Consider the following 21,873-nt stretch of genomic DNA (forward strand, 5'->3'; position numbering starts at 1 on the left):
AGCAGGTCGCCGTGGTGTTCCTGCACATGGTGCTCGGCGAGATGGCCCCCAAGTCCTGGGTCATCGCCCACCCCGAGCGGTCCGCGATGCTGCTCGCGCCGGCCGTCCGGGGCGTGGTCAAGGTCGTCCGGCCGCTGATCTCGGTGCTGAACAGGATGAGCAACACACTGGTACGGCCGTGCCGGGTCACCCCGCGCGGCGAACTGGCCGCGGTGCACAACCGGGAGCAACTCACCCACCTGGTCGAGGAGTCGGAGCGGCTCGGACTGATCAGCGAGGCCGACTCGGAGTTGCTCACCCGCTCGCTCACCGAGCCCGAGACGCCGGTCGCCGATCTGCGGATCCCGGCCGCGGAGATCACCTCGGTGGTCGGCGCCGCCGACCTCGACACCATTCTGCGCACGGCCGCCGCCCACGACCGCACCCGCATGCTGGTTCGCGAGGGCGATCTCGTCCTCGGCTCCCTCCACGCCCGTGACGCTCTGGTCGCCCGCGCCCAGGGCCGCACCGGCACCGCGCGCACCCTCTCCCGACCGGTTCCGGAACTGATGGAGGACACCAAGGTCGCCGACGCGATCGACCTCCTCCGCCCGCAACCGGGCGTCCCTGGCGGGTCGTACGCGACGAGACGGGCGCGCTCACGGGCATGGTGACGCTGGACGAACTGCCGGCGCGGTACCTGCAACCCAGTCGGGCTGCTTCTTCCCCTCTTCAACGTATAGCTGGCGGGGGGCCTTGCGGCAAGGCCCCGGTGGTGCCGCACAATCCCTGTTCGAGGCCAGTACCTGCGGAAACGGGGGAGTTCAGTGTTCGATGTGATCATCGCCGGTGGCGGACCGACCGGTCTGATGCTGGCCGCCGAGTTGCGGTTGCACGGTGTGCGGGTGGTCGTGCTGGAGAAGGCGGCGGAGCCGACCGAGATCGTCCGTTCGCTCGGCCTGCATGTGCGCAGCATCGAGGTGATGGACCAGCGCGGGCTGCTGGAGCGGTTCCTCGCGCACGGAAAGCGGTTCGAGACGGGCGGTTTCTTCGCCGCCATCGACAAGCCCTGGCCCGCCCGGCTGGACAGTGCGCACGCCTATGTCCTCGGCATTCCGCAGACGGTCACCGACCGCCTGCTGGCCGAGCACGCCGTCCAGCTCGGCGCCGAGGTACGGCGCGGCTGCGAGCTGGTCGCACTGAGCCAGGACGAGTCGGGGGTGAGCGCCGAACTCGCCGACGGCACACGGCTGCGCGCGCGCTTTCTCGTCGGCTGCGACGGCGGCCGCAGCACGGTGCGCAAGCTGCTCGGTGTCGGATTCCCCGGCGAGCCCGCCGGGGTCGAGATCCTGCTGGGCGCGATGGAGGCGGGCGTGCTGCCGGAGACGGTGACCACCGTGGTGAGCGAAGTCCGGCGAACCCAGAAGCTGTTCGGCCTCGGACCCGTCGGGGACGGGCTGTACCGCGTCGTCGTGCCCGCCGAGGCGGTGAGCGGGGACCGCTCGGTCGCGCCGACCCTGGAGGAGTTCAAGCAACGGCTCAGGGCGGTCGCCGGCACGGACTTCGGCGTGCACTCACCACGCTGGCTCTCCCGCTTCGGCGACGCCACCCGGCAGGCCGAGCGCTACCGGGTAGGCCGGGTGCTGCTGGCCGGTGACGCGGCGCACGTCCACCCGCCGGTGGGCGGGCAGGGCCTCAACCTCGGTATCCAGGACGCGTTCAACCTGGGCTGGAAACTGGCCGCCGAGGTGGCCGGCTGGGCACCGCGGGACCTGCTGGACAGCTACCACGCCGAACGGCACCCGGTGGCCGCCGACGTACTGAACAACACCCGTGCGCAGATGGAGCTGTTGTCCACCGAGCCGGGGCCGCAGGCGGTGCGCCGGCTGCTGGCGCAGCTGATGGACTTCGACGAGGTGAACCGGTACCTGGTCGAGAAGATCACCGCGATCGGCGTCCGCTACGACTTCGGCGCGGGCCATGAACTGCTCGGCCGGCGCCTGCGGGACCTCACGTTGAAGCGCGGCCGCCTGTACGGGCTCATGCACGCCGGCCGGGGACTGCTGCTCGACCAGACCGGCCGGCTCTCGGTGGCGGGCTGGTCGGACCGGGTCGACCACGTCGTCGACGTCAGCGAGGAACTGGACGCCCCCGCGGTACTGCTGCGGCCGGACGGCCATGTGGCGTGGGTCGGCGAGGACCAGCGTGAACTGCTCGACCGGCTGCCCAGGTGGTTCGGCGCGGCCGCCCGCGAGTGAGAACGCGCCGCTGCTCGGCCCGCATGTCGGCCCAGGCCTCGTCACCGGGTTCCGTCTGCTCGCCGTCGGCCCGTCGGCCTTCGTGACGCTTCGGCGGCGCGGGAACCCGGTGCGCCCTCCCGTTGGGGGGCGTACCGGGTCGGCGGCGGGTGGAGCCGGTAGCCGCGGTGTCAGACGGTGGCGGGCAGGACGTGGTCGCCTGCCTTGTCCGTGCTCAGGCACAGGGAGCAGACCACCGCGTCGTGGGTGGCGCAGGCGGCCAGGTCCGGGCGCTCGTAGGGCTGGTGGCAGACGTGGCAGTCGTAGGTGACCGCGCTGGGGTTGCCCTCCGCGTCGAGCATGGGCTCGTCGATGCCGTCGTCGGCGCGGCGCAGGTAGTACTTGCCCTTGGTGACGATCGCCATCAGCGGGGTGAGGACGAAGGCGATGACGGCGGCGGCGACGGGGGAGTACGGCTGGAGGGTGTCGCCCAGGCCGTGGAAGTACATGGCGATGGACAGGGCGGACGCGGCGACGAAGGCCACCACACCCACGGGGTTGACCGCGTAGAGCATGCCGCGGCGGAACTCGGGGGCGAGCGGGGAGAGTTTGAGCAGGTACTTGTTGATGCCGATGTCGGTGGCGACGGTGACGACCCAGGCGATCGCGCAGTTGGAGTAGAAGCCCAGGATGTCGTTGAGGAAGCTGAACATGTCGGCCTCCATCAGGATCAGCGCGAAGCCCAGGTTGACCAGGACGAAGACCATGCGGCCGGGGTAGTGCTTGGTGAGCCGGGTGAAGGAGTTGGTCCAGGCGAGCGAGCCGGAGTAGGCGTTCGTCACGTTGATCTTGATCTGGCTGATCACGACGAGCGCCACGGCCAGCGGGAGCACCAGCCAGGACGGCATCATCGCGTCGAAGGCGCCCTTGAACTGCTGGATCGGCTCGGGTGCGACGTCCGGTCCGACCTTGGCCAGGATGTAGACGGCGAGGAAGACACCGATGGCCTGCTTGAGCGCGCCGAGCACCACCCAGCCGGGTCCGGCCATGACCACGGCGGTCCACCAGGTGCGCTTGTTCGCCTCGGTCTTGGGCGGCATGAAGCGCAGATAGTCGATCTGCTCACCGATCTGCGCGATGAGGGAGAGGCACACACCCGCGCCCAGCAGCACGGAGGCGGTGTTGACCCCGCCGTCGCCGTCGGTGCCCGCGTAGGAGAGGAAGCGGTCGACGGTGCCCGGGTCGGTGGAGATGAGGTAGACCAGCGGGCCGACCATCAGCAGCAGCCAGACCGGGGTCGTCCAGACCTGGAGCTTGCTGAGCGCCTTCATGCCGTAGATGACTAGCGGGATCACCATCAGCGTGGAGACCAGGTAGCCCAGCCACAGGGGCAGTCCGAAGCCGAGTTTGAGGCCCTGGGCCATGATCGAGCCTTCGAGGGCGAAGAAGATGAAGGTGAAGCTGGCGAAGATGACGCTGGTGAGGACCGAGCCGTAGTAGCCGAAGCCGGAGCCGCGGGTGATCAGGTCGAGGTCGATGTTGTAGCGGGCGCCGTAGTAGGCGAGGGGGAAACCGGTGACGAAGATGACGACGGCGGCGACCGCGATCGCCACGAGCGCGTTGCCGGTGCCGTGGGCCAGGCCGATGCCGGCGCCGATGGAGAAGTCGGCCATGTAGGCGATGCCGCCGAGTGCCGTGGTGGCCACGACCATGGGGGTCCAGCGGCGGTAACTGCGGGGCGCGAACCGGAGGGTGTAGTCCTCCAGGGTCTCGTTGGCCGCCTGGTCGGCGGATTTCGACGGGTCTGCCGTTGCCGGCCGCGACTCTGTGGTGCTCATGTCACGCCTCCCGGTGCTGCTCGTGCGGGCGGTGGGGGATGCGTGGGAGCCCCGCCTTGGCGTCGTCGGCAGGCCGGGAGGTCGACGGGCCGTCACGAGCGGTTCATGACCCTGTATACGACTCGGATCCCACGGCCCGTCACGCTAGGAAGTGGTTGTTACCGAAGGGGCCCGGCTGTCATGAACACGACGTTTCCGGAATCTCACCCATGCTGATCGCGGTCGCCTCGGGGTGTGTCCCCGCTACGGGAGACGCCTGCCGGGGCGGGTGGGTCACATGCGCCGCGTCAGGCCGGAGTGTGCGGCCGGCTCTCCGGGACCGGATTGCGGTCCGCCTCGTCCTGGACGAGCAGGGAGAGCAGTGACGCCACCGTCAGGCCGGCCTCGGCGGGATGGCGCAGGACCTTGCCCGGCTCGATGCGGTAGGTGTTGGTGCGTCCCTCCCGCACGTGCGACAGGTAGCCGTCCTGCTCCAGATCGGCGATGATCTTCTGGACGGCACGTTCGGTGAGGCGGCAGCGTGCCGCGATGTCGCGGATCCGGGCGCTGTGATTGTCGGCGATGACGGCCAGCACTCGTGCGTGGTTGGTGACGAACGTCCAGCCGGTGTGAGACTCGGGCACTCCATCCATGACAGCAGTCTAGCGACCAGATGTTCGTGCATTCAAAAACCTGAACGTAATTTCGTGTATTAGTTGACGTACGTAGGCGGGGAGAGAGAGTCTGAGAGGCAGAGGCAGCCGAGCACATGAGGGAGAGGGACATGCCGGAATCTGTGCATTCGGCGCAGCGCCTCACCACGCTGGACGCGCGTCCGCCGTGTCTGGCCACGATCGAGGCCGAGGTGGCCGGGGAACGGACGGACGTCACCTGCCGTGGTGAGTTCGACATCGGAGCCCAGGCGCTGCAGACCGAGTTGTACGCCGTCCTCGACCGCTCGGCCACCGGAGTGGACCTGGATCTGTCCGGAGTCGGGTTCTGCGACTGCGGCGGCCTCAACCTCCTGCTGGACCTGCGCCGGGAGGCCCTCGCCCAGGGCAAGACGGTCACCGTCCAGGCGTACAGCCCGGCCGTGGGACGTCTGCTCGAGCTGACCGGTGCCCGGGAGCTGTTCGTGACCGAGGACTCCGCACACTCCGATGCCCCGGCCGCGCCCGTCCCCGAGGCTTGGTCCCGGCCCAAGGAGGTCGACCAGGAGCTGCGGCTGGAGGTCGATCAGCTGCGCCGGGCGATGAGGACCCGGCCGACCATCGACGTGGCCCGCGGGATCGTCATGGCCACCTTCGCGCTGAGCGCCGAGGACGCCTGGACGGTGCTCGTCACCGCGTCCCAGAACACCAACACCAAGCTGTACCACCTCGCGCAGGACCTGCTGGGAGCCGTCGACGGAACCCAGGTGCCGGAGGAGCTGCGCCAGCAGATCGCGGTGGCCGTCGCCAAGGTGCGGGAGACCTCGACGACCCCGTCCGGCGACGTCGCGGAGCGGGAGACGGGGCCCGAAACTCAGTGCCTCCCGCCCCCACCGGCTGCGTGAGTTAGCGGGCCCCGTCCGATGGGGTCGGCGATGGCGCGGCTGCTGCGGCCGTCGGAGATCAGCCGCATGCCTTCGCGCTCCCGACCCGTCAACTCCGGCACGGGGCCACTTGGCCCACCGGGTCGTGGGGACGAGGCGGCGCCGCGCGTGGCGCAGGCCTGGCCGACGGCGTCGAAGCCGTCCGCGTCGGCCGTGCCGGGCTCCAGAGGTGCCCGTGGTGATGCTCACCAGCCTCTCCGGGGACGGGGTCGATGTGGTGCGGGCGCCAGACGCGGGTGGGACCTCGCGCCCCGGCCTCCGACGCGTGTCGAGAAGTCCGGCTCGGCTTCGACGTATCCGGTGCAAGGGTCACGACACCCGAGAACCCGGAGGACCGGCCATGCAGACCCGGACAGCACCCCTGACCGTCGATGTGTTCCTCTCGGTCGACGGATGGGCCGGCGGGGCGACCTCGCCCGGCTACTTCGGATACCTCGGCCCCGAGCTCGAGGAGTGGATCAGCACCGAACTCGCCCTGCCGCAACTCGTCATCCTCGGACGACGGACCTACGAGGCGCTCGCGGGCCTGCCCGAGGAGGCGTGGGACGCGTCGTCGCATCGGCTGGCCCAGCTGAACAAGATCGTGTTCTCGGGGACCCTGGAGGCGGCCTCATGGCCGAACACCCGCGTCTGCCGTGACGACGTCGTCGCCGAGGTCAGCCGGCTCAAGCGCGAGAGTGACGTACCGCTCCGCACCATGGGGAGCCTCTCCGTGGCACGGCAACTGTGTGGCGCCGGCCTCGTCGACCGGCTCCGGCTCATGACGTTCCCCCTGCTGCTGGGGGCGTCGGGCCGCGAGCCGTTCTTCTCGGGCATTGCCTCGGCCGACCTGGCCCTGACCGGCCACCGGGTCCTGGACGGGCGGGTTCTGCTGCTGGAGTACCGGCCGACCGGCAGGGACATTCCGCGGGCCTGACCGCCGGGGCCCACGGCGGCGCCGGCAGAGCGTCGTCGAGCGGAACCCCGGCGTCATCGTCACCCTCGACCACGTCGACCTGGTCGAGAGCCCCCGCAACCCGTCGGCGATCGCCCGGCCGGGCGCCTACCTGCGCTCGGTGTCCTGACCGAACGCCTCAAGGATCCGCTCGGCGGCCAGCGTGGCCGTCAACCGGCCCTCCCGGACCTGCTGTTCGAGGTCCGGGGCGAGGGACTGCACGGCCGGGTCGGCGTGCAGTCGGCCGAGGAGTTCGTCCCGCACCATCGCCCAGGCCCAGCCGACCTGCTGGTCCCGCCGCTTGGCGGTGAGCCGCCCGGCGGAGTCGAGGAGTGTCCGGTGCTGTTCGAGCCGCTCCCACACCACGTCCAGGCCGGTCGCCTCGCGGGCACTGCAACTCAGCACCGGGGGAGTCCAGAAGGCGTCCTTGCCGTGCATGAGCCGTAGCGCGCCCGCCAGTTCACGTGCGGCCGCGCGGGCGTCGCGCTCGTGCGGGCCGTCCGCCTTGTTGACCGCGATCACGTCGGCGAGTTCCAGGACGCCCTTCTTGATGCCCTGGAGCTGGTCGCCGGTGCGGGCCAGGCTCAGCAGCAGGAAGGAGTCGACCATGTCGGCGACCGCGGTCTCGGACTGCCCGACGCCGACGGTCTCGACCAGGATCACGTCGTAGCCGGCGGCCTCCATCACGATCATCGACTCGCGGGTCGCCTTCGCCACCCCGCCGAGCGTGCCCGCGCTGGGGGAGGGCCGTACGAAGGCGGCCGGGTCGACGGCCAGGCGCTCCATCCGGGTCTTGTCGCCGAGGATCGAACCGCCGGTGCGGCTGGAGGAAGGGTCCACCGCGAGCACCGCCACCCGATGCCCCAGCGTGGTCAGCATCGTGCCGAACGCGTCGATGAACGTCGACTTGCCCACGCCCGGCACCCCGCTCACCCCGATCCGCCGGGCCCGGCCGCTGTGCGGGAGCAGCTCGGTGAGCAACTCCTGTGCCTGCGACCGGTGTCGGGGGTGGGTGGACTCGACGAGGGTGATGGCGCGGGCCACGATCGCCCGCTTCCCGTCGAGCACGCCCTTCACATACGCGTCGAGATCGATCACTGCCCGTGCCCGAGGTCGGCCGACAGACGCTGCACCAGGTCGTGGGCCGCGTCCGGAATCACCGTCCCGGGCGGGAACACGGCCGCGGCACCCATGTCCAGCAGGATCGGCACGTCCTGCGGCGGGATGACCCCGCCCACCACGATCATGATGTCCTCCCGGCCCTCCTCGGCGAGCGCCTCGCGCAGCGCCGGTACGAGGGTGAGGTGCCCCGCGGCCAGGGACGAGACGCCGACGATGTGCACGTCCGCCTCCACGGCCTGCCGGGCCACCTCGCCGGGGGTCTGGAACAGCGGGCCGACGTCGACGTCGAAGCCGAGGTCGGCGAAGGCGGTGGCGATCACCTTCTGGCCGCGGTCGTGACCGTCCTGGCCCATCTTGGCGACCAGGATGCGCGGGCGCCGGCCCTCGGCCTCGTCGAAGGCGTCCACCAGCGCGCGGGTGCGGTCCACGTTCGGGGACTCTCCTGCCTCGTTGCGGTACACGCCGGAGATCGTACGGATCTGGCTCGCGTGCCGGCCGTACACCTTCTCCAGGGCGTCGGAGATCTCGCCGACGGTGGCCTTCGCGCGGGCCGCGTGCACGGCCAGCTCCAACAGGTTGCCGTCGCCGTCGGCGGCCCGGGTCAGCGCGTCCAGCGCGTCCCGGCACGCGGTCTCGTCCCGCTCGGCGCGCAGCCGCCGCAGCTTCTCGATCTGCTGGGTCCGTACGGAGGAGTTGTCGACCTTGAGGACGTCGATCGCCTCGTCGGTCTCGACCCGGTACTTGTTGACGCCGATCACCGGCTGGCGTCCGGAGTCGATACGGGCCTGGGTGCGGGCCGCGGCCTCCTCGATGCGCAGCTTGGGGATGCCGGCGTCGATCGCCTTGGCCATGCCGCCCGCCGCCTCCACCTCCTGGATGTGCTGCCAGGCCTTGCGGGCGAGGTCGTACGTCAGCCTCTCCACGTAGGCGCTGCCGCCCCACGGGTCGATGACCCGGGTGGTGCCGGACTCCTGCTGGATCAGCAGCTGGGTGTTGCGGGCGATGCGCGCGGAGAAGTCGGTGGGCAGCGCCAGTGCCTCGTCGAGGGCGTTGGTGTGCAGCGACTGGGTGTGGCCCTGCGTCGCCGCCATCGCCTCGACACAGGTGCGTGTGACGTTGTTGAACACGTCCTGCGCGGTCAGTGACCAGCCGGAGGTCTGCGAATGGGTGCGCAGGGAGAGGGACTTGGGGTTCTGCGGGTCGAACTGCCTGACCAGCTTGGCCCACAGCAGGCGCGCCGCGCGCAGCTTGGCGATCTCCATGAAGAAGTTCATGCCGATCGCCCAGAAGAAGGACAGCCGGGGCGCGAACGCGTCCACGTCCAGGCCGACTTCACGGCCCGCCCGGAGGTACTCCACGCCGTCCGCGAGCGTGTACGCCAGCTCCAGGTCCGCCGTGGCACCCGCCTCCTGGATGTGGTAGCCCGAGATGGAGATCGAGTTGTAGCGGGGCATCCGCTGCGAGGTGTAGGCGAAGATGTCGGAGATGATCCGCATCGACGGCTTCGGCGGATAGATGTAGGTGTTGCGGACCATGAACTCCTTGAGGATGTCGTTCTGGATGGTCCCGGCCAACTTCTCGGGCGGAACGCCCTGTTCCTCCGCGGCGACGATGTACAGCGCCAGCACCGGCAGCACCGCGCCGTTCATCGTCATCGACACGGACATCTTGTCCAGCGGGATGCCGTCGAAGAGCTGCCGCATGTCGAGGATCGAGTCGATGGCGACACCCGCCATGCCGACGTCACCGGTCACGCGCGGGTGGTCGCTGTCGTAACCGCGGTGCGTGGGCAGGTCGAAGGCGACCGACAGGCCCTTCTGGCCGGCCGCGAGGTTGCGCCGGTAGAAGGCGTTGGACTCCTCGGCGGTGGAGAAGCCCGCGTACTGGCGGATCGTCCAGGGCTGGTTGACGTACATCGTCGGATACGGCCCGCGCAGATACGGGGCCACACCCGGGTACGTCTCCAGGAAGTCCAGGCCCTCCAGGTCGGCGCCGGTGTAGAGCGGCTTGACCTCGATGCCCTCCGGCGTCTCCCAGACCGGCTCGGCGCCCTCGGTGGCGTTCTTGACGGCCGTACGCCACTCGTCGGCGCCGCCGGCGGTGGTCGGGGTCCCCAGCTCGATGCCGGTGAAGTCGGGGATTCCCATCAGGACACTCCCATGCGGTCGAGGGTGGCGGTGAGCACGGCGACGGCGTCGCAGCCCGCGAAGACGTAGGAGTCCACGCCGGAGTACTGCCCGGGCCGCCCGGCGAGGAACACGTGCCGCGCTCCTGCCGCCTTCAGGGTCCCGGCGACGTCGTCGGCCCGTTCCTCGTACAGCGCGTCGCTGGAGCACAGGCAGACCTCGGTGGCGCCGCTCTCCTCGAAAGTGCCCTCGGTGACGGGCTCGATGCCGCCGGCCTGGAAGAGGTTGGCGGCGAAGGTCGTGCGGGCGGTGTGGGCGGCGGCGGGGCCGATCGCGGCCAGGAAGACCCGCGGCCGGGACCCGGTCGCCGCGAGGTGGGCGTCGGAGCGGGCCCGCAGATCCTCGTACGCCTCGTCGCGCCGGACGCGGGGCAGACCGCCCGCCGGCTGTTCGGGGGCGGGGTCCCGCACGACCGGCTTCTCGGACAGGAAGGGGAACTCGCTGACGCCGGTGACGGGTTCGCGGCGCGTCGCGAGCTTCTTGGAGCGCTGCGCCCACGTCGTCGCCAGGTCCGTGCGGAGGCGGCCGGAGCGCAGGACGGCCGCCTGGCCGCCGTCGCGTTCGATCGTCCGGAAGAACCGCCAGGCGGCCTCGGCGAGTTCGTCGGTGAGCCGCTCCACGTACCAGGAGCCGCCCGCCGGGTCGATCACCCGGGACAGGTGCGACTCCTCGACCAGGATCGTCGAGGTGTTGCGGGCGATCCGGCGGGCGAACGCGTCCGGCAGACCGAGCGCGTGGTCGAAGGGCAGCACGGTGACGGCGTCGGCCCCGCCGACCCCGGCGGCCAGGGTGGCGATCGTCGCGCGCAGCATGTTCACCCACGGGTCGCGGCGGGTCATCATCACCGGCGACACCACGGCGTGCTGCGCCTGCGCACCGGCGCCGGGCGCGCCGCACACCTCGGCGACCCGCGCCCACAGCCGGCGCGCGGCCCGCAGCTTGGCGATCGCCAGGAACTGGTCGGCCGTCGCCGCGTACCGGAACTCCAGCTGTGCGCAGGCCTGTTCCACACTCAGGCCGGCCTCGGTCAGCTCCCGCAGATAGGCGACCCCGGTGGCGATCGAGGCGCCCAGCTCCTGCGCGGCCGAGCCGCCGGCCTCGTGGTACGGCAGCGCGTCCACGGTCAGCGCCCGCAGCCCGGGGTAGTCCTCGGCGCACCGGCGGGCGAGCGGGACGACCGGCGCGAAGTCCGAGGCCTCGCCGGTGCGCGCCTGGTGGCCCAGCGGGTCGGCGCCGAGACTGCCGCGCGCGGCCTTCCTGTCGATGCCGCGCTCGTCGTAGATCCGCAGCAACTCCTGTGCGGCGGCGGCTACTTGGCTGCCCGCGTCCAGGGCGATCGGCGCGAGGTCGAGGTAGACGCCGTCGAGGACCTTGCCGAGCGAGGCGACCGGGATGCCGCCCTCGCCCGCGACCAGCCACAGCGAGGTGACGCCGTTCTCCAGGTCGGCGAGCACCGCGGCGTTGTCGGCGACCGCGTGCCGCTGCCGTACGTCCCAGCCGCCGGTGGTGTTCCCCTCGGCGCGGGCGCCGCGCACGAAGGGTGCGAAGCCGGGCAGACCGGGGTCGGGTGCGGCATCGTGCGCGGTGTACAGGGGGCGGGTACGCAGCCCGTCCTCGAGCGCGGTGGACAGGGCGTCCTCAGCTGCCGTGCCGGAGACTTCCTTGCCCGACTTGCGCAGGACACCGGCCACCAGGCCGTGCCACTGTTCAAGGTTCGCGTCAGGGAACTCGGCGGCCAGCGAGAGCCCGTCGTCAGGCAGGACCGTCATGCTCGGATGCTAGGCCAGACCCCCAAAGGAGCAGCAGGGGGCGCGGCTGTGACCTTGCCCGCAACGAGAATGTGACCCTGGTCTCGCGGGCCCGGCAGACGCTGGAAACCGGGCCCCCTGGGCCGGAAAGGTGACCGGGTCCGCGGCCGGCCGTGAGCAGTGCCTGCGCTGTGGCCGGCCGGCGGTCGCCCGGAGCCTCCGAAGCCACGGAAGCCGAGCGCGACACAGTCATGTGCCGCTCGCACCGGGGCCGGAGCCCGGTGCGCCGATCGCGCGAGGTATCTGTTTGCGGGAGGTGACGCCCAGCTTGCGGAACACCTTGTTCATGTGGAACTCCACGGTCGACGTGGTCACGAACAACCGCGTCGCGATCTCCGCGTTCGTCAGCCCCGACGCGGCCATGGAGGCCACCTGCCGTTCCCGGGGCGTGAGATCGAACCTCGTCTCCTCCGTCCGCCTGCGGGCGGTCTCGCCGGTGGCCAGCAGCTCGGTCCGGGCCCGTTCGGCGTACGGCGTCGCCCCGAAGGAGGCGAAGCTCTCGTACGCGGCCCGCAGCTGTGTCCTGGCATCGGAACGCCGCTTGCCCCGGCGCAGCCACTCACCGAACAGCAGCCGGGTTCTGGCCTGCTCCAGCGCCACGGGAACCTGTCCCAGCAGTTCGAGCGACCCCTGGTAGAACTTCTCGGCTTCGTCGCCGTCGGCGGTCAGGGCCCGGCCGAGGGCCAGCGCGCCCAGTGCCCAGGGCGTACCGGCGAGGGGGGCGCGTTCCTCAAGCCGGGCCATGGCCGCACCGGCAACGGCTCGGTCGCCGGTGCGTACACCGGCCTCCACCAGCAGCGGGAGTACGAGACTGCCGCAGGCCAGGGGGTCCTCCTCAAAGACCGCCCGCGCATGCTTCAGGGCCTGCCGGTAGCGGCCCCGCCCCAGCTCGAACAGGGTCAGGGCGTGCTGCGCCAGGAGCTGGAGCAGGCCATGGCCGATGCTCCTCATCTCCGTCGTCAGGCGCACCGCCGCCCGCAGCTCCGCCTCCCTGCCGGTCAGGGCGAAGAGGTGGAGCCGGTTGATGTCTCCGCCGCCGCGGAAGCCGGTGTCGGCCGCTATGTCCTCGAACTCGGCGTAGCGGACCTCCGCCTCCGCGAACCGTCCGTCCCAGAGGTCGCAGCGCGCCTCGACGAGCAGCGTCATGCCCAGCGCGTACAGCGCGCCCGCGTCGCGGTCCGCCGCCGCCAGACGGCCGCTGATGTCGCGTTCGGCCCGGACGTCCCACAGATCGTCGCAGGCCATGGACAGCATTACCGCGAACGGACTGTTCGCGTCCCCGATCTCGCCGGCGTTCCGCAGCCGGTCCAGGGCGGTGCGCAGCACGGGCGCGCCGTGTTCGTAGCCCCCGGCCACGCGCCGGGCCAGACCCTCCATCACCAGGTCACGGCCGTACGCGACGGTGTCCGGAGGACGCCGGGCGGTGGCAACGGCCGCCGCGACCTTGGTCAACGTCGTGCCCTGCGTGCAGCCGTGGGCGACCAGTGCGGCGTGCAGCGCCTCACAGAGCAGCTCCCAGGTCATCCGTGGGTCCTGCGGACCGAGCCCGGTCACGGCGTCCATCAGCAGCGCGGGGACATCGGCGACGACGATCCCGAACATCTGCGCGGTCGCCCGTATCCGCAGCTCGCGCGTGTGCATCACCGGGCCACTGATGTCGGCGCCGGCCAGATCCAGCGCGGTCCGTGCCGCCGAGGCGTCGCCCGAGGCCAGATGGGCCTGCGCCGCGTCGAGCAGCCGCTCGGCCCGTTTGCCCGGGTCACCGGTGAAGTCGGCGGCACGCGACAGGAACAGGGCCTGCTGGGAGTAACCGCCGCGGGAGCGGGCCCGCTCTGAGGCGGCCTCCAGATCGTCGGCGACTTTGTCGTCCACGCCCTCGGAGGTGGCTTCGGCCCGGTGCCAGGCCCGGCGGTCGGCGTCCCGTACGGCGTCGCAGGCGGCGGCCAGTGCCGCATGGATCCGGCGGCGCTCCGCGGGTTCGGCTCCGGCGTACACCGTGGAGCGGATCAGCGGATGCCGGAAGGCCGTCGGCATGCCCCGGCCGAGGATGCCCGCGAGGACCGCCGGCTCGACGGCGCGGGCAGACAGGCCCAGCCTCCCGGCCGCCCGCCACATCATCCCCGTGTCTCCCGAGGGAGCCGCCGCGAGCAGCAGCAACAGGGCTTCGGTCTCCGCCGGCAGCGCTCGGACGAGGCGCTGGAAATGGTCCTGCAGCAGGCGGCCCACCGGCAGCGGATCGGGCAACGGGGCGATACCGGACAGCTGCTCGACAGCGAGGGCGTCGGCCAGTTCCAGCAGCGCGAGCGGATTGCCGCCGGTGCCGGTGACGATCCGGTCGGCCACGGCCGGGTCCACACGCCGGGTGCCGAGGGAGAGCAGGACCTTGGCCTCGGACTCGGGCAGACCGGTCACGGCGTGCGCGTCCAGCGCGTCGAACAGGCCCCCGCCGCCGAGCGCGTCGCGAACGGCAAAGATCAGGCCCAGGGAGTCGGCATGCAGTCGGCGAGCGGCGAAGGCGAGCGCCTCGGCCGACTCCCGGTCCAGCCACTGCGCGTCGTCCACCAGGAAGAGCAGCGGCTGATCGGCCGCGACCTCGGACAACAGGGTCAGCGTCGCGAGGCCGACCAGGTAGCGGTCCGCGGGCGACCCCTTCGCCAGCCCCAGAGCCGCGTTCAGGGCCGCTTCCTGCGGCTCGGGCAGCCGGGACGCCCGGTTCAGGAACGGCCGCAGCAGCCGGTGCAGCGCGCCGAAGCCGAGACCGGTCTCCTGCTCGACCGCCGTCAGACGGACCACGCGCAGATCCGCGGCCAGCGCCGCGGCGTGATCCAGCAACCGGGTCTTGCCGATCCCGGGCTCACCGGTCAGGACCAGGGCTCCGCTCAGGCCGTCGCGTACGGCGTCGAGGAGCCGCCCTATGGCCTCCAGTTCCGCGTGACGGCCGACCATGGCCGGGGACCGCCCGGATGCCTGCTGCACGCCGCTCCACACCATGGGACCGCTCCCCCCGACTCGTCGAGACCCTGCAGTGGGAACGCTAGGAGCGCCGCGCGGTCGGCAGCGAGCGTCATGTGACGGTACTCAGGACAGTGCGCTGACCACGGTCCGCAGCTCGGCGCGCGAGACCACGCCCAGCTTGGGAAAGATCCGGTGGAGATGCGAGCTGACGGTGCGGTGCGACAGGTAGAGCCGCTGGCCTATCTCGCGGTTGGTCAACCCGTCGGCGGCGAGCTGGACGATCTGCAACTCGTGCGCCGTCAGCTGGTCCCGGGCGTCCGGGGCCCGGCGACGGCTGGTCTCACCCGCGGCCCGCAGTTCCCGGCGCGCCTTCTCCCCCCACGGGATCGCGCCGAGCGCGTCGAACATGTCGCGGGCCGCCCGGAGGTGGTCGCGGGACTCGACACTGCGCCGGCGGCGCCGGAGCCACTCGCCATAGGCCAGGTGGGTCCGGGCCCTGATCAGCGGCCAGGCGCTGAGATCGGCGCCCAGGGCGGCAGTGAAAAGCGCGTCGGCGTCCTCGTCGGCGGCCAGCAGGGCCCGGGCCAGACGCAGGTCGGCGTGCAGCACCGGCGCGGGGGTCACCTTGGCGACCTCTTCCAGCTCCGCCACGATCGGGAGCACGGCTGCCGGCCGCCCGCAGTGCGCCGCCGCGTCCACGAGGTCGCCTACGGTGGTCAGCCGCAGGGCGACCTGGAAGGCGGGGTCCGCCGGATCGTGCAGCCGGCGGAGATGACCGAAGGCCTCCTCGAACCGCCCGGCGCCCAACGCGGCCAGTCCGCGCGCCGTCGTCGCGGTGGCCAGCACCGGACGCGCCCCGGCCGGAAGCCCGATCTCCTCCGCCTCCTCGGCCAGCCGCAGGGCGGAGTCCACCTCACCCCGCACCGCGGCCAGCTTGGCCGCGGTGGCGGTCATCAAGGCGTACATCATTGTCTGGCTGGTCTCGCGCGCCAGCCTTCGTGACTCCTCGGTCGAGGCGATCGCCGCACCGAGGTCACCCACCACCAGGGCGCTCCACGCGTCCGCACCGACCGTACGGGCCAACAGCCCCAGCCGTCCCTGGACACGCAGCGGCGCACCGCCGGCCGCCGAGAAGACCCGGGCCAGGTCGTAGCCGCCGACGAGCAGCGAGGCGGTGCTGAGCATGCGGTAGGCGCGGCCGTCATCCCCTTCTTTCAGCGCGACGTGCCGGGCACGGTCCAGGACGAAGGCGCCGCGCTCGACCGGCGCCGCGTAGGCGCAGATGGCCAGCCGCCACGGATCGAGTTCGTCCAGCTCCATCCGCTCCACGGCCTGAAGGACCGCCTGGCGTCCCTGTGCCCCCGGTTCGGACCAGAAGCACAGTTGCGCGGCACTCCACAGGATCCGCAATGCCAACGGGCGGTCCTCGGCGGCCATCTCCCCGGCGAGTGCCGTCAGGGAGACGGCGCCGGACGAGTGGCCGTGCAGTCCCTCGTCGAAGCCACCGCGCAGCCAGACGACCGTGGCGTGCTGCCGACGCGACAGCGGGCCGGTGAGCGCCTGGTCCAGCAGCCGGGTCACGGTCTCGGGCCGACCGAGCTCGACGGCGAAGTCGGCCGCCCGCAACAACCGTTCCGCTCGGTGGCCGACGTTCTCGCTGAGCGCGGCGGCCTGTTCGAGGGCCGTGACGGCCGCCGCGACACCGCCGCGGCGCGCGGCCCGGTGAGCGGCGTCCTCCAACGCGGCGGCGACCGCCTCCGCCGGGCCGTCGGCCGCGGCGGCCCGGTGACGTATCTGTCGGTCCGGCTCCTGATCGAGCACGGCGGACAGGGCGGTGTGCGCGGCGCGGCGGACACCGCCGGGCATGGTCTGCTGGATCGCCGACCGCATCAGCGGATGCCCGAAGCGCAGCTCGGTTCCGACGACGTGGACGAGCCGGGCACGCACGGCCGGGTCGAGCCCAGCGGCCGAGACCGTCGCGCCGGTCAGCCGGCGGGTCGCGGCGTAGATCTCGGGAAGCGACGGACTGTCGTTGAGCGCCGCGATCCGCAGCAGGGCCCGGGTGATGTCCGGCAGGGTCTCCAGACGGTCGGTGAAGGCCCGCTCGAGCCGCTCGGTGAGGGGCAGTTGGGAGATGTGCGGATCGGCCGACGCGCCGAGGGTGCGCGACAGCTCCGTCAGGGCCAACGGGTTCCCGGCCGCCTCGGCGAGCAGTCGGCGATGTGCCGTCGGACGCAGGTCGGGAGCGTGGTCCGCCAGGAGCTCCGTGGCCTGGCCGTCGGTGAGCGGGGCCAGGGTCACGGAGGTGAGTTCGTCGGGGCTCAGACGCGACCGGTGGCCGTCGCGTGCGGCTCCCACCATGACCACCGGCTCCGTTCCGACCCTGCGCGCCACGAAGGCCAGGACGCCGGCCGTGGCGTCGTCGAGCCACTGGACGTCGTCGGCCAGGACCAGCACCGGAGCGACCGCGGCGGCGTCGGCCAGGAGGTTGAGCACCGCCAGACCGACCAGGAAGACGTCCGGGACGGCGGCCTCGGCGTGCCCGAGGGCGGTGTCCAGGGCCTGCCGGTGCGGCGCGGCGAGCTCGGCGGCTCCCGCGGCCAACGGGCGGAGAACCAGTTGCAGACCGGCGTAGGGGATGTCGCTCTCGGCCTCGACACCGCTGGTGCGCAGGATCCGGTAGCCGAGCCTCTCGGCGAGTGCGGCGGTCTCGGCGAGCAACGCCGTCTTCCCGATTCCGGGCGCCCCGCGGACCAGCAGCGCGCTCCCGTGGCTCCGCGGATCGGCAAGCAATCGGCGCAACAGCTCCAGCTGGTCGTCCCGACCGACGAGTTCCACGTTCCCCCCATCAGCCGAGTCCCCGGACCCGGTCTGTCTGGAAGGTCAGAGTACTGCGCCGCGGCCGACGATCTGAGAGGGAGAAACGGAGCTCAGGTGAACTGCCCCTCCGCCTTCCGTACGGCGCTTCGGTTCCGCCACCGGGGCGCAGCCGGCCAGAAGCCGGTGACTGCCCCCAACGGCATGGCCACATCGGCCTGTTGCGGCGGCAGCCCGCCGGCCGACGCATCGGTCGGCGGGCTCCCGCTCGCGCCGGGGAGGCCACCTCGGCGACAGCCCGCGCCGCGCCATCGCCAACCGATCACAGCCGGACCGGCCGGACAGTGCGATTGCGTCCGGCGGCCGGCAGCAGCACCAAACGCCTCAGCCCAGCCAGAGCGGGGCGGGAGAAACGCGCGTTGAGCGGCGCAGGCCAGGCCGTGGTGAGCACGTCGGCGATGCGTACGTGGCCGAGCGCGAGGCAGCCCGGGCCGTCGACGGGGCAGGTCGCCACGGTGGGCGCGAGCATGGAGCCCGAGGGCAGCAGTCAGTGCGTTCGGGCATGGTTGGGCGTTGGCCGGCCCCATCGCCCCATCGCCCCGGCACCCGTCAGGGTTGAGGCACCCCGCGTCGGGCGAGGCGATCACCGGGTGGCTCCTTCTGCCGGGGTCGGTCAGGGCCGCGCGAGGACCCCGGCGGAAGGAGTCCGTCAGAGGGCGTCGATCATGCCGCCGTCGATCAGGAAGTCCGCGCCGGTGATGTTCCCCGAGCGCCGGCTCGCCAGGTAGAGCACGAGGTCGGCGACCTCGGCCGGGGTGCTGAACCGTCCGGTGGCGGCCGCCCCGGCGGCGTTGCGGGCCACCTCTCCCGGATCGACGCCCAGCGACTGCCCGACGGTGTCGGCGACACCGCCCGAGCCCTTCCACAGCGCGGTCTCGACCGGCCCCGGACTCACCGTGTTGACGCGGACGCCTTCCGGCCCGACCTGCTTGGACAGGGCCTTGCAGAAGTTCGTCAGCGCTGCTTTGGCGGCGCTGTAGTCGATGACCAGCGGATCGGGCAGGCGGGCGTTGACCGACGAGACGGTGACGATCCGTCCGTCGCCGCTCGCGATCAGATGAGGCAGCGCGGCACGGGTGGCCCGCACGGCGGCCATGAAGTTGATCGTGAAGGCCCAGTCCCAGTCGGCGTCGGACACGGCCTGGAAACCGTCCACTCGTGGACGCACCGCGCCGACGTTGTTCACCAGCACGTCGACGCCGCCGTACTCGGCGACCGCCTCCGCCACCAGCGCGGCGGGGGCGCCGGGCTCGGTCAGGTCCAGCTCCACGACGGTGAGTTCGGCGCCGCCCTTGACCAGGGCGTCGAGGGCATCCGTACGTCGTCTCGAACCCGCGACGACGCGGGCGCCGGCGCCGAGGAGTGCCTCGACGATCGCCAGGCCGATCCCGCGCCCGGCCCCGGTGACCACGGCACTCCGCCCGGCCAGACCGAGGTCGAAGGCGCCGGGCCCGCTGGTGCTCGATGTCATCGCGCGTCCTCCAGGTTCTGCCGGCCCAGCCAGGCCAGGACCGTCTCGGCCACCTCGCGCCAGCCGCTGTCGATGGTCAGGGAGTGCCCGCGATCGGGGAAGCCGATGATGTCGGTGACGGCGTCGGAGTGCCGGTACTGCTTGAGGGTCGCGCGGGTGACGGTCTCGGGAACGGTGTGGTCCTTGCCGCCCGAGATCAGCAGCAGCGGTCCCCGTCCGTCGTTCCCGGTGGCGACCTTCGCCGCGGAGTGCGGGTTGAAGTTGGCGGAGGCTGCTTCGTAGAGCGGCTTGCCGGGGGCGGGGATGGTCCAGCGTTCGTACAGCGCCGCGGACTCCTCCTCGGAGACCGCGTTGCCGAAGGCGAACCGGAACTGCTCAGCGGTCAGGGACACCGCGCGGCGCTTGTTGGCGGGGTTCTTGAACACCGGGAGGGTGGCCCTGAGCGCCGACAGCGGCAGCGGCAGGACGCCCTTGATCTGCGCGGCGTCGATAGCGACGGCCGCGGCGGCGCGGTTCTGGCCGAGCAGCTTCTGCGCGATCATGCCGCCGAAGGAGTGACCGACCAGGACGGGCGGTGCGGGCAGTTCGGCGATCAGTGCCGCGTAGTGCTCCACGACGTCGTCGATGCCGTGGTCGGCGATGCTCTCCGGGTTCGCCCGGGCCTCGGCGACGGTGTCGGGGTCGCCCGGCCAGCCCGGGGCGGACGGTTCGTAGCCCTCCTTGCGGAACAGGTCGATCCACGGCTGCCAGGAGGCGCTGTGCAGCCACAGCCCGTGGATGAAGTAGACGGGGATCGGCGTGGTCATGGCTCAGTCCTCCTGCGTGACGACGTGCCGTTGCGGCAGTGACTCACACAACCCGACTTCCGGCGCGCTCGAACCGGGGTGACACCCCAGTCCTTCAGCGCCGGAGGCCAGGCGGCCAGGCGGCCCCAGCCTTGTCCCTCGGCCCCCTCCGTCCAGTTGCACATCGGCCTCGCTGAGCCGCCGGCCCACCACAGCGGCCGGCGCCTCGGTGCCATCAGGGACGAGCCGCCGACGGCCGAGCGCACGCCGCTGCACACTCAACCGCAGCCGTCGACGCGGGCGCGCGTCACGTCCGGGGCTTCGCCTCGACGACGGCGCCGGGGTGCATGTCGCGGGTGACCAGGGCTTGGACGGTCTCGGTGAGGCGGAGCCGCCGCTGCTTCGCGTAGGCGGTGAGCAGGTGCGAGGCTTCGGCGATGGTGGTGTCCGCGTACTGCGCGATCATGCCCTTGGCGATCTCCAGGGTGGCCTTGGAGGCGATGACGCTCTGCACGCGGGTGATGACGTCGTCGGCCCGGGCAGGCTCGGTGGACCAGTGCATCAGGGCCAGCGCAGCGGAGTCCGCGAGGGCCTGCGCCAGATGCACGTCGTCGTCGTTCAGGCGGCCGGACTGCCGCCGTAGCAGCGTGATCGCTCCCAGCGGTCGCTCCCGCAGACGCATCGGGATCGCCTGCAGGGAGTCGTAGCCGGTCTCGATCATGACGGTGGCCAGTTCCGGCCAGCGTGCGTACTCGGCGGCGATGTCGGGGACACTCACCGGTTCTCCGATGCGATAGCAGTCCATGCAGGGGCCGTCGCCGCTCTGCAACTGCAGCAGTTCGGTGACGGCGGCTTCCTCGTCGGTCGATGCCATCGTCCTCAGACCGCCTCGCGCGTCGGCGATCATCACGGCGGCCGCGTCGATGTCCAGCAGGTCATGGCAGGCGTGGACGAGGCTGTGGAACAGGTGCAGTGGGTCGAACTCCGCGGCGTAGGTGTCCGACAGGGCGAGGAAAGCCTGCGCCAGCTGTCGCTCGCGGTTCATGGTCGCCTCCCCGGCGCTGTTGTTAACGGGTACCGGCACGGGTGCCGGCCGCTCAGTCATCGCGGAGGTCCATGGTGCGCTCGATGATCGCCCGGGCCACTTCCGTGGCGGTGCGGCCCTGGGTGAATGCCCGCGCACGCAGACGTAGCAGCGCTTCCTCGGCGCTCACGCCCAGCTGCATCATGATCATCCCGGTGGCCTGATGCACCTCCTCCCGGTCGGATTCCGCTCCTGACAGCCACGTTACGACTCCTTCGAAGTCCGGGGAAGCCTGATCAAGAGCCAGCACCGCCAGGGTGACCGCGTCGGCCACCAGCAGCGCGGTCCGGAGACGATCGACGCTCAACGAACCCGGGGTCCTCCGGTACAGGTCAAGGGTGCCCAGGGTCGTTCCGGTGCCCACCAGGGGCAGGGAGAAAACCGCCCTGGCGCCCGCTCTGGTGGCCTGCACGCTGAACACCGGCCAGCGGCGCGTGTCCGGAGCCCGCGTCAGGTTCGTCGCGAAGACGGGCGCGCGCAGGCGGGCCGCCTCTCTGCACGGTCCCTCGCCGAGCGTGTACTGAAGCTCCGCCAGCCGCGCCGCGACGTCGTCGCTGGCGCACAGCACGACGCCCCTGTCCGAGCCGTCCGCCAGCATCGAGATGGCCAGCCCCGCCACTTCCGGGAGCAGCGCGAGGCAGTTGCGGCACAGGGCGGCGGGCGCCTCGGACGGAGGCAGGCCCTTCACTCCGGCGATGAGTTCGCTGACGATACGAGACCGCTCGACGTCCGTGTCCTGCTCGGAGTCCCCACCGCCCAGCAGGTCGTCACCCGACATGGCCCTCACCTCCCGTCCCACTTCGCGCAACGGCTTTCCACGATCCTGGCACAGGCGCGCAGGTCCGACCCGAAGCCGGGTACACGTGAGGGAATCGACGGGGCGGGCCTGTCCGCCCGCGTGGGACGGCGTGCCGACCGCTTTCCATGAGCGTAGCGTCCTCGTAGGGGCAAGTTCGGCAAGGCCTGGTGAGTGTGTGCCGTATCCCGGGAACACCGGGTCTCCCGGCCGTTCCTGAGTTCCCCC

General features: G+C 71.7%; 15 protein-coding genes and 1 pseudogene. 4 read left to right on the top strand and 12 right to left on the bottom strand.

Features of this window, described 5'->3' with window-relative positions:
* Positions 1 to 8: 8 nt before the first annotated feature.
* Both BFN33_RS32625 and rox read left to right on the top strand, forming a co-directional pair.
* Positions 9 to 697, top strand: a pseudogene (locus BFN33_RS32625) (CNNM domain-containing protein); the annotation flags it as partial.
* A 109-nt stretch (positions 698 to 806) separates the two neighbouring features.
* Positions 807 to 2,237 carry a rifampin monooxygenase gene (gene rox / locus BFN33_RS32630; RefSeq protein ID WP_069763771.1) on the top strand — a complete coding sequence of 477 codons (1,431 nt, stop codon included), beginning with the start codon at positions 807 to 809 and terminating at the stop codon, positions 2,235 to 2,237.
* Positions 2,238 to 2,407: 170 nt separating this feature from the next.
* Here rox and BFN33_RS32635 read toward each other — a convergent pair whose 3' ends face one another.
* A complete protein-coding gene (locus BFN33_RS32635; RefSeq protein WP_069763772.1) occupies positions 2,408 to 4,054 on the bottom strand; it encodes a cytosine permease in 1,647 nt (548 codons plus the stop codon).
* A 287-nt stretch (positions 4,055 to 4,341) separates the two neighbouring features.
* The gene (locus BFN33_RS32640) at positions 4,342 to 4,686 is read right to left on the bottom strand and encodes a helix-turn-helix domain-containing protein (protein ID WP_069763773.1); all 345 of its coding nucleotides are present in this window, start codon (positions 4,684 to 4,686) and stop codon (positions 4,342 to 4,344) included.
* A 131-nt stretch (positions 4,687 to 4,817) separates the two neighbouring features.
* On the opposite strand from BFN33_RS32640, the gene BFN33_RS32645 reads away from it, so the two are divergent.
* Positions 4,818 to 5,588, top strand: coding sequence for an ANTAR domain-containing protein (locus tag BFN33_RS32645; RefSeq protein ID WP_069763774.1), 771 nt, complete (start codon positions 4,818 to 4,820; stop codon positions 5,586 to 5,588).
* A 379-nt stretch (positions 5,589 to 5,967) separates the two neighbouring features.
* The gene (locus BFN33_RS32650) at positions 5,968 to 6,543 is read left to right on the top strand and encodes a dihydrofolate reductase family protein (RefSeq protein ID WP_069763775.1); all 576 of its coding nucleotides are present in this window, start codon (positions 5,968 to 5,970) and stop codon (positions 6,541 to 6,543) included.
* Between the two features lie 126 nt (positions 6,544 to 6,669).
* On the opposite strand, the gene meaB is transcribed toward BFN33_RS32650, so the two are convergent.
* From meaB to BFN33_RS32700, 10 genes are all read right to left on the bottom strand, one after another.
* On the bottom strand, positions 6,670 to 7,659 hold the full coding sequence (meaB, locus tag BFN33_RS32655) for a methylmalonyl Co-A mutase-associated GTPase MeaB (protein ID WP_069763776.1): 990 nt from the start codon (positions 7,657 to 7,659) through the stop codon (positions 6,670 to 6,672).
* Positions 7,656 to 9,830 (bottom strand): methylmalonyl-CoA mutase, encoded by a 2,175-nt coding sequence (scpA, locus tag BFN33_RS32660; RefSeq protein WP_069763777.1) that lies wholly within the window; start codon positions 9,828 to 9,830, stop codon positions 7,656 to 7,658. Before scpA ends, meaB begins: the two co-directional genes overlap by 4 nt.
* On the bottom strand, positions 9,830 to 11,638 hold the full coding sequence (locus BFN33_RS32665) for a methylmalonyl-CoA mutase family protein (protein ID WP_069763778.1): 1,809 nt from the start codon (positions 11,636 to 11,638) through the stop codon (positions 9,830 to 9,832). The genes scpA and BFN33_RS32665 overlap by 1 nt, the downstream gene beginning before the upstream one ends.
* 228 nt (positions 11,639 to 11,866) lie before the next feature.
* A complete protein-coding gene (locus BFN33_RS32670; RefSeq protein WP_256122919.1) occupies positions 11,867 to 14,668 on the bottom strand; it encodes a LuxR family transcriptional regulator in 2,802 nt (933 codons plus the stop codon).
* Positions 14,669 to 14,755: 87 nt separating this feature from the next.
* Positions 14,756 to 17,470: an AAA family ATPase gene (locus BFN33_RS32675; RefSeq protein ID WP_069763779.1), complete on the bottom strand. Its 2,715-nt coding sequence runs from the start codon at positions 17,468 to 17,470 to the stop codon at positions 14,756 to 14,758.
* 301 nt (positions 17,471 to 17,771) lie between these two features.
* The gene (locus BFN33_RS32680) at positions 17,772 to 17,963 is read right to left on the bottom strand and encodes a hypothetical protein (protein ID WP_141758013.1); all 192 of its coding nucleotides are present in this window, start codon (positions 17,961 to 17,963) and stop codon (positions 17,772 to 17,774) included.
* A 195-nt stretch (positions 17,964 to 18,158) separates the two neighbouring features.
* Positions 18,159 to 18,980, bottom strand: a complete 822-nt coding sequence (locus BFN33_RS32685) for an SDR family NAD(P)-dependent oxidoreductase (RefSeq protein WP_069763781.1) — start codon at positions 18,978 to 18,980, stop codon at positions 18,159 to 18,161.
* The gene (locus tag BFN33_RS32690; protein ID WP_069763782.1) at positions 18,977 to 19,786 is read right to left on the bottom strand and encodes an alpha/beta hydrolase; all 810 of its coding nucleotides are present in this window, start codon (positions 19,784 to 19,786) and stop codon (positions 18,977 to 18,979) included. Before BFN33_RS32690 ends, BFN33_RS32685 begins: the two co-directional genes overlap by 4 nt.
* 286 nt (positions 19,787 to 20,072) lie before the next feature.
* Positions 20,073 to 20,810 carry a GAF domain-containing protein gene (locus BFN33_RS32695; RefSeq protein ID WP_069763783.1) on the bottom strand — a complete coding sequence of 246 codons (738 nt, stop codon included), beginning with the start codon at positions 20,808 to 20,810 and terminating at the stop codon, positions 20,073 to 20,075.
* A 52-nt stretch (positions 20,811 to 20,862) separates the two neighbouring features.
* Positions 20,863 to 21,627: a GAF and ANTAR domain-containing protein gene (locus BFN33_RS32700; RefSeq protein ID WP_069763784.1), complete on the bottom strand. Its 765-nt coding sequence runs from the start codon at positions 21,625 to 21,627 to the stop codon at positions 20,863 to 20,865.
* Between the last annotated feature and the right edge of the window lie 246 nt (positions 21,628 to 21,873).

Source organism: Streptomyces sp. LUP47B, assembly GCF_001746295.1.
Lineage (GTDB): Bacteria > Actinomycetota > Actinomycetes > Streptomycetales > Streptomycetaceae > Streptomyces.